Origin of the sequence: Caballeronia sp. GAWG1-1 (assembly GCF_023631465.1) — a bacterium.
Classification (GTDB): Bacteria; Pseudomonadota; Gammaproteobacteria; order Burkholderiales; family Burkholderiaceae; genus Caballeronia.
The window spans coordinates 1-12,229 of the sequence record NZ_JALQDB010000062.1 but is presented as its reverse complement, the minus strand read 5'-3'; the positions used below and the strand labels follow the sequence as shown (position 1 = coordinate 12,229).

The following is a 12,229-nucleotide window of genomic DNA, read 5'->3' as shown; positions in this document are numbered from 1 at the left end:
CTGGCAAAGTCAGTACGCGCGGCGTTCGACTGGTCGTCCGCGATGAACCAGTTTGCCATCCTGTTTGGAGAGCGTTTCACCAACGCACGCGGGTGACTCCGCTAACCGCCTCGCACACAAAAATGCGGACAGGTTCGTCCAGGGACGTCATCCAATTCGACATTGAAGTGGGCAAAGTCCACCTGAGCTTGAGCTCCAGCCGGCGTCTCGAAGCGCACCTCGAAGCCGCGCTGCTTGGGTGGACGAACTTCTCGGATCAAATCACCCAATGCTGTGCGGCCGCCGACGTAGCCCATCGCCTGAACCTCGCGAAAAACTCGTTCGATGCTCAGCTCGGGGTACTCACGCACACGCTCGGTCACGTAATGAACAAACGAATCGACGACACAAGGACGCGGCGCACGCGGACCATAACGAGGCGCCTGCACACCATTCTTAATGTATTTGCGAACGGTCTTGCGATCCATATTTAGTCGAGCGGCGATAGCCGAGATGCTCAGCCCTTGCCGATGCAATTCCAGAATCGTCATAACCTCTCCCAACTCGACCACCGATATCTCCCCGACGGATGCGAAGGCCTATATGGTCGGTGATCGACGGGGGGCCACCGCTTACGCGGCGGCGCCAAACAAAAAACTGGGGAAATTTACTTCGACGAAAATGAGGAGTATCTATCCGACGCTGACACCTGCCGAGAACCAGCGGCCTGATCGCGCGTTCCGCCGTATTGTTGTCCACCTCGACGCGCCCGTCTTCGCGATAGCGTATGAGTGCATGCCAGTGCCCCAGCGAATCGCCTTCGCCAGCCCAGACTTCGCCGATACCTGTGACAGCGTGTGTTCGAACCAAGCCTTCAGTTCAGCGAGCAATGGAGCCGAGTGCAGCTGGCGCGCAGACAGGCGCACGTCCGGTGTCTGGCCGCGAACCTCGCGTTCAACGGCATATAGCGCCCCGATGCGGCGCAGTGCTTTCTCGGCAATTGGTGAGCTATCCAACTTGTACAGCTCGTAGAACTTGCGCCGCGCATGCGCCCAGCACCCGGCCTCGATGACTGTGCCGTCACGATACAGCGCGTAATACCCGCTGAAGGCATCCGCCTGCAGGATTCCTGTGTAGCCCGCCAGATGTTCCCGAGGTCGCTCACCTTTGCGGTCGGGTGAGTACCTGTACCAGACTGCTGGTGGCGCGCGGCTCCCTGCCGGGCGGTCATCCCGCACATAGGTCCACAGGCGCGCGGTGCGTGTCTTGCCACGCCCCGGCTCCAGCACCGGCACGGGCATGTCGTCGGTATGGATCTTGTCTGCGGCGCGTACATAACCACCGAGTGCGTCGGACAGGGGTTGCAGCAGCGCCGCTGCTTCACGCACCCACGAAGCCAGTGTTGCCCGGTCCAGTTCGATGCCCGCGCGGCGATAGATACCGGCCTGCCGGTATAGCGGCATATGGTCAGCATACTTCGCGACGACGACCTGCGCGAGCAGCCCCGCACCCGCCATCGAGCGTGCTATCGGCCGCGAAGGTGCAGGCTCCTGTACTACTGCTGCACAGCGCGGGCAGCTCAGCTTCGGACGGACGTGACGCAGTACCTTGAAGTAGCCGGGCACATAGTCGAGCACCTCCGAGACGTCTTCGCCGAGCGCACGCATCTGTTTGCCGCATTCCGGGCATCCGCAGTTTGACGGCGCATGCACAACCGTTTCGCGGGGAAGATGGGCGGGGAAGTGCCGTGACTTGCGGCGCAGCGGAACGACGTTCGTTGTGGCTGATGTATCCGCAGTCGCGTCGGCGTCAGGTACCTTCGCCGGTGCGGTCATATCTGGTTCATGAACAGGCAGCTCACCGAGCGCGAGCTGCAGCTGGTCTATCAGTTCTGTCATGCGCTCCGATGAGCGGCCATACTGCCATCGCTTCAGTCGCGAGGTCTCGGCCAGCAACTGCGCGATGGTCTCGTCGCGCGAGGCGACGATGCGCTTGAGAGCGGCGATGTCATCGGGCAGATGGCTGGCTGGCATGCATGCCAGTGTAAATGAAGGCCACGCGCTTGTGGGCTCCCGCACCATGCCTTATGCCGCGTGTGTCGGCTGCCACGTCCGCTCGGGGTGCCGCCAGTTAATCCCTTCGAGCAGCATCGACAGTTGGGCGGCTGACAGATGGACTGTTCCCGAGTCCGCCTGCGGCCACACGAAGCGTCCACGCTCGAGTCGTTTCGCGTACAGGTTCGTGCCGTCGCCGCTCTACCATAAAATCTGATGAGGTCACCGCGACGCCCGCGAAACAGGAAGATGTGCCCCGAGAAGGGATCACGACCGAGTGCTGACTGCACCAGCGCGGCAAGTCCATCCATGCCGCGGCGCATATCGGTAACGCCCGCTGTCAGCCATACGCGGGTACCGCCTGGCGGCGCAATCATGCTGGCATCAGACAGCGCAGCACGAGGCGCAACTGCACGGGGTCGACCATGCCCGTGACGCGTACACGGGCACCGTTCAGTTCGATCTCGATGCCCGACGCGGCCGGTACGCTCTCGCGATGTGGCTCGACAGGCTGTAGAGCGAGCGATGCCGGCTCTGCGGTCTCGCCGGTCGGTGCATCATTTAGCGCTACGGGCAGCAACACCGCTGTGCTGTGCGCCACTCCTTCAAACAGGCCCGCCCGCAGTTGCCGGCGCCACTTGAACACCATATTCGGATTCAGTCCGTGCGCCTGCGAGAGCTTGGCCACCGAAATACCCGGCTCGCACGCCGCGACGGCAACTTGCCGCCGGTACTCTGGTGTGTAATTCGGTCTGCCCTTGCGGTTCGATGATCGCGCATTCCGTGTGTCCAAAGTAGTCCCCATCACTTGAAGTAGCGGACATTACTTTGGACACCGGCTTCAGCTCTGTCCATGCGGCCACGGAATGACGCTTACCTTTTGCACGTATCCGTGGCTCGTAATCGACATCTGCTAATATCGAGGCGTCGAAAAAGGTGGACCGGCGTGGTGAGCCCCGGTCGCCAAGCGCAGCAAGGCGCTTGGAAAATTCCAGCCCGCAGCGGGCCGCGGACCACGACGGGGGCGGACGCGTGCCGGTTCCTCGTCGAAGGTTGGCTGGAGCGCCCGCGATTGCATCAACCTTCAAGAGTTATCTGCGTCCTTTGCCGTGCCCGCGGCGATCTCAACTGGACGTTTCATGCAACATACTTCGGTACTTATCGTAGGCGGAAGTCTGGTAGGACTTTCTGCTTCAGTTTTTCTCTCGTGGCGAAACGTGCCGCACATCCTTGTAGAACGTCATCGCGGCAGCTCGCCTCACCCGAGAGCCATGGGCTTTACCGAGACCACAGTAGAGCACTATCGCACTGTAGGCATCTCCGTTCGCATCCCGCAGTCAGCCCCGGAAGCTAGGCTACGGCGGGTTAGAACGACAAATTTGGCAGCAGATTGGATAAGCGAAAGCGATTGGACACCGGGGCAGACAGCCGACCGATCTTCAGTGCTTTCGCCCTGCCTTGGCGCGGCCATAGCGCAGGACAAGATTGAACCAATCCTCCGGGAGGCGGCCGTCGAGCTTGGTTCGGAGTTGCGTCTTGGTGTCGAGATGGTTCAGTTTCGTCAGGTCGACAACGGTGTCGTCGCTCTGTTACGCGAACTCGAATCCTCGCGAGAATACGAGGTGTGCGCGGATTACTTAATTGCGGCCGATGGCGCGAACAGCGGAATCCGGGAAACGCTGGCAATAAGCCGCAATGGTGTTGGGCACTTGCGAACCTTGCGAAGTGTCCTGTTCGAGTGCCCTGACGCCGACCGGTACTTGCAACGTGGTCCCCAACAATACGAAATCGAGAATGATGGCTTCCACGCCTTCCTGACAACATATGGTGATTCGCGCTGGGTATTGATGTTCGATGATGACAAGGACCGTTCATCTGAGGAGCTTCGTGAAGCCGTACAACGAGCTCTTGGCCGTGATATGCCATTCGAGGTCATTGCGACGGGGCTCTGGGAAATGGCAGGGCGCATTGCTGATCGTTATTCCGATGGGCGAGTGTTCCTCGTAGGGGATGCTGCCCATCAACTTCCACCGACGCGAGGTGGGTTCGGGGCGAACACGGGCATCGATGATGCGTGGAATCTCGCATGGAAGCTACAGCGCGTTCTAGATGGTCTTTCGGGCCCGGCATTGTTAGATACTTATAGCGTCGAACGACAGCCTATCGGATGGCTTCGACACCAACAAACGTTCTCGCGTCCAGATTATGCCAGTTGGGTCGGCTCGGATTTTCGGCCTTCTACCTTGCTGAGCAACGACGCCATGGAGTTTGGGCAGATCGTTCGTTCTTCAGCGGTTATCGGCGCGGCTTCACACCTGCCTCCGGCCGCCGAGCCCGGCGTTTGGCGCGGCCAGCCTGGGACTCGTGCCCCTCACATTTGGCTTGAAGGCGAAACGGGCGAGATATCGACCTTAGATCTTTTTGGACGCAACTTCGTGTTATTGACGGCATCCGAAGATTGGTCCAAATCGGCGGTTGGCGTTTCAGTGACTATGATGCGAATCGGAACAGATATTAGAATTTCGGACCAGCATGTTCTTATGGAAGCATTTGGAATCGGGCATGACGGCGCCTCACTTGTAAGGCCTGATGGCATTATCGCGTGGCGTGCGCTGTCAGGACCAACGTCAGAATCCTTGAGTGCTCTCAGGGCTTTGATATCGTCACCCTAACCCGCCCACGACGCACCCTGGTTGGCGAGTGGCTGGATTGGAATAATTATGTTTGATCGTGCTGCTTGTCGCTACCCGGGTGCCTTCTTGATTGTTTAACGTGAGAATACTGCCCATGTTGCCGCGCCTGTAAGCGGACGTTCGCGAATGGCAGAAGATGGCCGGTTGGGTAAGGTCGCCAGCGTCCGCTTTATGGTGTTCCCGCTCGAAAGATGCTGTTCGCCCGCGTGACCGCTTTGGAGAGGGCCGTCCGACCGGATTGGGTCGGTTTGACTCAATCGCCTTTCGGGGAGGCCGACGCACAATGCGCCGCATCGCGAACGAAGGCGAAGTGACGAGCTGCAGTCGCACAGTGGATGACCGGCGAGCGTCGGCAGCAGTCGAAGGGCGGAGGTTGGCCATCCGACAGGGCTAGGTTACAAGCGCCGTTCACATGCTTTGTCGGACGGACTCACTCCTCCTGCCGCTTTCGGACGCACATCCGCGATTACGCCAAAATAATAGTGTCTTGGCGATATGTTACATACAGCTTAATAACGAACGTGGGCTGACATGCCAGACGCGTCAGACTCTTAGCAGCTTCGTTCGCGACGACGACTCGACTGTCTCCGATCGGCATCCGCTTCGAAAAATCTTCATTTTGAATAAAACTGAGGAATTACATAAATTAGGAACGCAAAGTTAAAGAGCATTTCTGGTGGCAGGTGCGCCGTGTGCTCCAGGCATTTGACCGCCATTTGGTACGGCGGCACGGAAAAGCCAGGGCGACAGGTGTTTAAAAAAATAAACAGATGGCTGTCACACATGTACAAACGTTTGCATGGGCAGCGCGGCGTGCCCTTTGTTATCAAGGAAGTCGGGCGATTGGCATCGGTCTTGCCTTATAAGCGTTGCGAAGGTGAGGTTCCTTTTGCCGTCGTATCTATCGATATCTTTGAGACTATTGAGGGCCACAATTGTGAACAGCATTGATGCACTGGAAGCGCAACTTGAGAAGCAACACGCGGCGCTCGCTACGCACCCGATCTTCCATTCGATCGAGACTATGCACGGGTTGCGCACGTTCATGGAATGGCATGTGTTTGCAGTGTGGGACTTCATGTCGCGTGTCAAACGTCTCCAAGCTGATCTTACGACGATCACGCTTCCGTGGTTGGCTCCGCGCAGCCCTAATGCAGCACGCCTGATCAACGAAATCGTTCTTGGCGAAGAGTGCGATGAAACCCCGAAGGGGCACATGAGCCACTTCGACCTCTACTTACATGCGATGCGCGATGTTGGAGCCAGCACCGAACGCATCGAGCATTTGATTTCTTTGCTCCAAAAGGGCGCAAGCGTGCAAAGCGCGTTGAACGCGGTCGAAGCTCCGGCGCCCGTGGTCCGTTTCGTGAATTCGACATTCGTCACCTGCTTCGAGGGTGCGACTCATCAAGTGCTCGGCAACTTCTTCTATGGCCGCGAAAACGCGATCCCAGATATGTTTCGCACTTTGCTTGCCGGCTGGAAGATCGATCGTGCAAGCGTGCCTCTACTAAGCTTCTATCTCGACCGGCACATTGAGGTCGATTCAGGCGAACATGGGCCAGCAGCGCGGGCCATGATCGAAGAGTCCACCGGTGGCGATGAGCGCAAGATGCACGAAGCACTCGAGGCGGGATTAAACGCAATCGACGAGCGCCTTCGGCTATGGGACGGTTTGCAAGCATATCTTAGCAATCGAAGAGACGCCATCGCTGCGTGAGGTCGGGGACGGAGTCTCTTATGCAGCGATAAGACTGCCGACGTCCGCGCCCTCCGGTTTATAAAATTCCGAGGCAATGGTCACCATGTCCACTCAAAATTACGTCAGTCATGCGGATCAGTGGGAGCAACGCGCCACGATCCGTTCGCGTCCTCGACGTGTGGTCGAAGACGATGCGCTCAGCTACTACCCGATCGAGCGTCAGCCCCTCTATGCACATCCGACGATCATGGACGCAGGTCAGGAGGTGCAAGATTACATCCTTCTCCAAAGCTTCTATAAGTACATCAACGACGTAATCATCTTCGAGACAGAGATCGTCAACCGCACCGCGCTTGCAATCGCCAAGAGTCGATTTCCGTTTGATTTTCCTTTCGCGTGCAAGAGCGATGCGATGTCTGTGGTGATCGACGAGCATTACCATGCGTACGTTGCAATGGATTATCTAGATCAGGTCGAACGAAGCACCGGAATCGCGCCTATCACACAGAATAACGAAATTGAGCTGTCGCGCGCGATTCCAAGAGCCATTGCGCACGTCCCGGCGCAATACGCGGCCGGAATGGAGTTGCTAGCGGTCGCAATATCGGAAAACACCGTGACTACGGAAGTTGCAGCGTTCTCGCGCGATGCGACGCTTAAGCGCTCGGTGAAGGGGGTGATGGCGGACCATCTGGCGGATGAAGGTCGGCATTCGATTTTTTGGATCAACCTCGTCAAGCTCTATTGGTCGCAAGTCGACGAAGCTGCTCGCGAAGCGTTGGGCTTGGGATTGCCTTACTTCCTCAAAGAGTACTTGACGAACGAGCTTCAGCTCGAATTTGATCGCAGGCTTATTGAATCGCTCGATCTACCGCGGGATACACGCGAACAAATCGCTAACGATATGGTCGGGGCATATCCGATCACGAGCAAACATCCAATGATCGCGAATATCCGCAAGTTCTTGAAGATGGCGGGTTTGCTGAAACATGAACCCACGCGCGCCGCAGTTGGCGCGTACCTCTGAGGGACAGCGCATGAGAAACCTTACCTTCGCAGTGAGTGGCAACACCCGATTAGGCGCGAATGTGCTAGCAATGCTCCACGAAATGGGCCATTCCGTGGAGACGGACGAGACGCAGTCAGGACCATTGCGCGACATCACGGAAGCGCTTGGATTGGGAGAGAATCCAGCGGTATTGGACGCCGATGGTCGATCGATCGACTGGTTGATAGGTTGCGACGCGTCGATCGATTTGCGCAAGCAACGCCTGTCAGGCGTCGACCAGCCAAAAATTCTTGCTTTCAGCGCGTCGTCGGCAACGTTTCCGCCCCGTCTGATCCGTGTGGAATGGCAAACGATCGATCCCGATGGCACAGTGCGGCGGGCTTCTAGCCGCGACATTGAGCTCGCATCGAACCTGTGTGGTGCGGACATGGTTGCCGAAGTAGAAACTGCGGCTGAGGAGCTTTTCGTCGAGATTGTCAGTCTGCTCGGCAGGGATGCATTCAACGACGACGCCATGACTGTCTTGAGTGGAAATATTCTCGATGACGGTACTTTCGCAGTCGACCTGGCGAAGCTTGCGGGGTGGCACGCGAGCAACCTGACAGACCGGCACTTTGACCTTGATGCCTCACTGCCGGAAATGGTGTTTAGCGCGGCGCAGGCGAATCCCCAAGCCGTTGCTTTGCATGACGAAGACGGCACGATCGACTACGCGACATTCGTCAGTGCTGCGAAGAAACTAGCGCAACAATTATCCGCCGGCTTCACAGCTTCGTCGACCGTAGCATACGACGACGCTGGCGCTCCCCGCGTAATAGCAGTTCGATTGCGTAAGTCTTCCTTGTTGTACGTGGCGATACTTGGCGCTATCGGATCGGGAGCCGCTTACCTTCCACTTGATCCGTCGTTTCCAATGGAGCGAGTTCGCGTGATCTTGGAGCAAGCGCACGCGGAGTGTCTCATCACTGATGAAGCGTTCGATAGCTCTGCATTAAGCGATCTGCCGATCCGGGTAGTGCCTCTGACGCGTAATGTCTTCGAGAGCTCGATATTGGATGATTCGGCTTGGCCGCTCGAAGACGACCCAGAACGCGCCTCTCGGTGTGCGATCACGATCTTTACCTCGGGCTCGACAGGCGTACCAAAGGGCGTGATGCTTACACACCGCAATATCGTGCACTTCTGCCATTGGTATCGCGAATACGCTGAACTAACTGCGGCATCGCGTGTATTGCAGTTCTGCACGGTTGCATTCGATGTTTCGCTGCTCGACATCTTCCCGACTTTCCTCGCGGGTGCGACGCTCGTCGTCCCGACTGAGGAACAGCGCCATGCGCTAGATGACCTCAGTCAACTCATTGAACTTCTTGATCTGCGTTTGTAGGCGCGGCGAGCCGCGGCGTCCTTCGCTGAGCGTTTTGCCCAACACCCCGCCAAGCAGCCCCTTGCCGATCGGGCTCCAGGGGATGAGACCGACCCCAAAGTGGCGCAGTGCTGGAATCACTTCCAGCTCGATGGTTCGCTGCGTCAGGTTAGAGATGCTCTGTTCCGATGCCAGCCCCAGCAAGTGGCGCGAGGCGGCCGCGCACTGCGCGGTGGCGATGTCCCAGCCAGCGAAGTTGCTGCTCCCAACATAGGTGATCTTGCCCTCGCGGATCAGTTGTTCCATCGCCTGCCAGATTTCGTCCCAAGGGGTTGCCCGGTCGATGTGGTGCATCTGGGAGAGGTCGATATGATCGGTCTTTAACCGCTTGAGGCTCGCCTCGCAGGCGCGTCGAATGTGATAGGCCGACAGGTACTTGTCGTTGGGGCCGGTGCCCATAGGCTGATACACCTTGGTCGCCAGCACGATCTTGTCGCGCCGACTAACATCCTGTGCAAGCCAATGGCCAATGATCTCCTCTGAGACGCCGTAGCCTTTCACCATATCCGGCGACTGAGGGCCGCCATACACGTCCGCGCTATCAAAAAAGTTGATACCTGCGGCGAGTGCGCTGTCCATGATTTTGAAGCTGGTCGCTTCGTCGGTTACGTCACCAAAATTCAATGTGCCTAGCGCAATACGGCTGACTTTGAGACCAGTGCGGCCCAAATGTGCGTAGTTCATCGCTTTTCACCTTTGAATAACCAATCCGGGATCGTTCCCGAGGTGGCATGTTAACCAATGCTCGTTGTCCGAGGCGGCTGCGAGCGAACCGTACCCCAAGCGCTCGTGTAGCCGATGGGCCGTCGATGTCGTGAAGGTAAGCGTGCTGCACCAACCTTCTGCCGGCACATCCACCACCGCCTCCGATACGACGCTGGCGTCAGTCGCTAGTACCTTCACCATCGTAACCATCGTGGGGCCCAGTCGGTCGGCCAGATGCTGCTTGACGGCGTCGCTAGCGCCTTGCGATCTTGATGATGAGGGAGGCATAGAGAGTGTCGGTCCCTGTAGAGTCTGGTGGGGCCCACCTTGACGCAAAGCAAATACCGTCTGCCAATGCATTGCCCACGCTTAGTGCGCGGTGAAACCTCCGTCCACAGGCAGGCCGACGCCGACCACGAAGCTGGCGCCAGGGCTGCACAGCCACAGCACGGCTGCGGCACCCTCATCGGCCCGTCCGAGACGGCCGATGGACTGCTCCTTCATGATCTCTTGCATCGTGTCCTGCTGGCCCTTAAGCATGTCCTGCACCATGGGTGTATCGATGGTGCCAGGGCAGACCGCGTTGACACGAATGCGGCGTGGCGCATATTCCACGCCTGCACTCTTAGTCATGCCCAGCACGGCATGCTTTGTTCCGTGATAGGCCGCTCGGCCGGGAAGACCGATCAAGCCACCCAGCGACGAGTTATTAACGATCGCCCCTGATCCTTGGTTTCGCATCACCCGCAGCTCATGCTTCATGCTCGCCCAGACACCGAATTGATTAACGGCAACGACACGCTGGAAATTTTCGATCGGCTCCTCAGCGGCGTCGCTTGGGGGCACCTGAATGCCGGCGTTGTTGAACGCCATGTCAAGGCGGCCGTATTCAGTAACGGCCCGGTCAACGGCGGCAGCAATCTGTGCTTCGTCCGTAACGTCGCAGGTAACACCGATGGCGATACCGCCTTCATTAGCAATTTTTTGCGCCTCCCTGGCGGCCAATTCTCCATCAAGATCGGCCAAAACCACGGAAGCACCGCTTTTCGCAAAAGCTCGGGCCGCAGCGAGGCCCATCCCGATTGCTGCGCCGGTTACGAGGGCCACTTGCCCGTTAAAGTCATATGTCGGATTCGTGATTAGATTCCATAATTGTTGAACGATGTCCTAAGCATCCACCGGACGGAGGCAAGAAAATTAAAAGGCTCGCCGCAGCCCAAGGGTCCTGCAGTCACCGGAGGGATCCGGCTTTACTTTCCGCAACTCAATGTTCACCAATTTGAGCTATCTTGCATAGCCGGTAAATAGAGCAAGCCGATATAGATCATCATCATGATTGCGCCGATTTGCAAAACCCCGTGCAGCGCCTGTGCGGCGTGACCGCGGAGCCAAAACTGCACTTGGTTGAGCATTGCGCCAAGAAGTAGATGCAAGCAAGTTGATCTAGGTTTTTCACCGCAGCTTCTGGGCGTGATTGCAACCGAAGGGGGGCGCAAGGCAATTCACCACCGCCGAGAGGGGCCGCATCTACTGGGTTAGTTGTATGCACGCCCTGGTAATCGCCGAGTGCGGCTGCGTCTACGCAGAGCCACACTAGGGGATCTTCTAGCTATCTCATGAAGCAACAGCGCCTCAAACGTCTCTGCCGTGCTTGTAAGGACATCAAGGAATCAACAAGGTTTTGATCGCGCGACGCTCGTCCATTGCCTGATAACCTTCCGCCACTTGAGTCAACGGCAAAGTTAGATCAAACACCTTACCGGGATTGATCTTTCCCTGCCAAACCAAGTCGATCAATGCGGGAAGAAACTTGCGAACCGGTGCAGGTCCACCATGGAGATGAACGTGCTCGAAGAATAGATCTTCACCATTGAGTTCGACGCCGTGCGGCACGCCAACGTAACCCACGTATCCACCCTGGCGAGCGCAATGGATCGCTTGCATCATCGATTCTTGGGTGCCGACACACTCCAGCACTGAGTCGGCTCCGAGGCCGTCGGTCATTTCCATGATGCGTGCAACGCCATCTTCTCCGCGCTCGGTCACGATGTCTGTTGCACCGAATTCTAAAGCTAGTTTCAGTCGGGAAGGATGACGGCTCATTACAATGATCCGCTCGGCACCCATTTTTTTAGCCGAAAGAACACCAAGCAGTCCGACCGCGCCGTCACCAACAACGACGGCCGTCACGCCTTGCTGCACGTTGGCTGCTACGGCGGCATACCAACCTGTGCCCAGCACATCTGACGTCGTCAGCAAACTCGGAATCAATTCCTTCGAAGGAGCGTCCGGCGTGGCGACCAATGTGCCGTCAGCGAGGGAAACGCGAAGCAACGGAGCTTGAGCGCCGCCGACGAACTCCGCCTGCTGGCAGGAGGATTGGTAGCCATGCTGACAAACCGGGCAAGCGTTATCCGAGGCAAAGAAGGAGCCGATAACAAACTGGCCTGGCTTGATGTGGCGCACTTCGCTGCCAATATCTTCAACCACACCGCAGTACTCGTGGCCCATTGGCATGGGTTCGGAGATAGGCTGAATACCGCGGTACGGCCACAAATCGGAGCCGCAAACGCAGGCAGCGGCAATGTGAAGCGCACCGGGTTTTCCGGAGACCTTTACTCCTGAGAGAATAGAGTCATGGAAAACCTCGACAAAGCAAAACGG

The 12,229-nt window shown here is 57.7% G+C and carries 8 protein-coding genes and 4 pseudogenes; 4 read left to right on the top strand and 8 right to left on the bottom strand.

Annotated features, from left to right (window positions below; all coding sequences use genetic code 11):
- Positions 1-137 precede the first annotated feature (137 nt).
- The 5 genes and pseudogenes from NCT03_RS32410 to tnpA form a co-directional block, all read right to left on the bottom strand.
- Positions 138-530: pseudogene (locus NCT03_RS32410) on the bottom strand (helix-turn-helix domain-containing protein); the annotation flags it as partial.
- Positions 436-1,877: pseudogene (tnpC, locus tag NCT03_RS32405) on the bottom strand (IS66 family transposase). The pseudogenes tnpC and NCT03_RS32410, both read right to left, overlap by 95 nt.
- Positions 1,878-2,063: 186 nt before the next feature.
- Positions 2,064-2,219: pseudogene (tnpB, locus tag NCT03_RS34290) on the bottom strand (IS66 family insertion sequence element accessory protein TnpB); the annotation flags it as partial.
- A gap of 38 nt (positions 2,220-2,257) precedes the next feature.
- Positions 2,258-2,410, bottom strand: a pseudogene (gene tnpB, locus NCT03_RS34455) (IS66 family insertion sequence element accessory protein TnpB); the annotation flags it as partial.
- Positions 2,407-2,826, bottom strand: coding sequence for an IS66-like element accessory protein TnpA (tnpA, locus tag NCT03_RS32395; RefSeq protein WP_250495399.1), 420 nt, complete (start codon positions 2,824-2,826; stop codon positions 2,407-2,409). The pseudogene tnpB (NCT03_RS34455) and the gene tnpA, both read right to left, overlap by 4 nt.
- Before the next feature lie 346 nt (positions 2,827-3,172).
- On the opposite strand from tnpA, the gene NCT03_RS32390 reads away from it, so the two are divergent.
- From NCT03_RS32390 to NCT03_RS32375, 4 genes are all read left to right on the top strand, one after another.
- Positions 3,173-4,705 (top strand): FAD-dependent monooxygenase, encoded by a 1,533-nt coding sequence (locus NCT03_RS32390; protein ID WP_250495398.1) that lies wholly within the window; start codon positions 3,173-3,175, stop codon positions 4,703-4,705.
- Between the two features lie 958 nt (positions 4,706-5,663).
- On the top strand, positions 5,664-6,446 hold the full coding sequence (locus NCT03_RS32385; RefSeq protein WP_250495397.1) for a DUF3050 domain-containing protein: 783 nt from the start codon (positions 5,664-5,666) through the stop codon (positions 6,444-6,446).
- Positions 6,447-6,531: 85 nt separating this feature from the next.
- Positions 6,532-7,455 carry a diiron oxygenase gene (locus NCT03_RS32380; protein WP_250495396.1) on the top strand — a complete coding sequence of 308 codons (924 nt, stop codon included), beginning with the start codon at positions 6,532-6,534 and terminating at the stop codon, positions 7,453-7,455.
- A gap of 10 nt (positions 7,456-7,465) precedes the next feature.
- Positions 7,466-8,821, top strand: coding sequence for an AMP-binding protein (locus NCT03_RS32375; protein ID WP_250495395.1), 1,356 nt, complete (start codon positions 7,466-7,468; stop codon positions 8,819-8,821).
- Here the strand turns inward: NCT03_RS32375 and NCT03_RS32370 are convergent.
- From NCT03_RS32370 to NCT03_RS32360, 3 genes are all read right to left on the bottom strand, one after another.
- The gene (locus tag NCT03_RS32370; RefSeq protein WP_250495394.1) at positions 8,774-9,544 is read right to left on the bottom strand and encodes an aldo/keto reductase; all 771 of its coding nucleotides are present in this window, start codon (positions 9,542-9,544) and stop codon (positions 8,774-8,776) included. The two genes, NCT03_RS32375 and NCT03_RS32370, sit on opposite strands and share 48 nt — an antisense overlap.
- Positions 9,545-9,934: 390 nt before the next feature.
- A complete protein-coding gene (locus NCT03_RS32365; RefSeq protein ID WP_350030205.1) occupies positions 9,935-10,705 on the bottom strand; it encodes an SDR family NAD(P)-dependent oxidoreductase in 771 nt (256 codons plus the stop codon).
- A 522-nt stretch (positions 10,706-11,227) separates the two neighbouring features.
- A complete protein-coding gene (locus tag NCT03_RS32360; protein ID WP_250495400.1) occupies positions 11,228-12,196 on the bottom strand; it encodes a zinc-dependent alcohol dehydrogenase family protein in 969 nt (322 codons plus the stop codon).
- Positions 12,197-12,229: the final 33 nt, after the last annotated feature.

Coding starts and splice junctions, on each gene's coding strand:
- NCT03_RS32380 (WP_250495396.1), top strand. CDS start 6,532: ATGTCCACTCAAAATTACGTCAGTCATGCGGATCAGTGGGAGCAACGC.
- NCT03_RS32370 (WP_250495394.1), bottom strand. CDS start 9,544: ATGAACTACGCACATTTGGGCCGCACTGGTCTCAAAGTCAGCCGTATT.
- NCT03_RS32375 (WP_250495395.1), top strand. CDS start 7,466: ATGAGAAACCTTACCTTCGCAGTGAGTGGCAACACCCGATTAGGCGCG.
- NCT03_RS32390 (WP_250495398.1), top strand. CDS start 3,173: ATGCAACATACTTCGGTACTTATCGTAGGCGGAAGTCTGGTAGGACTT.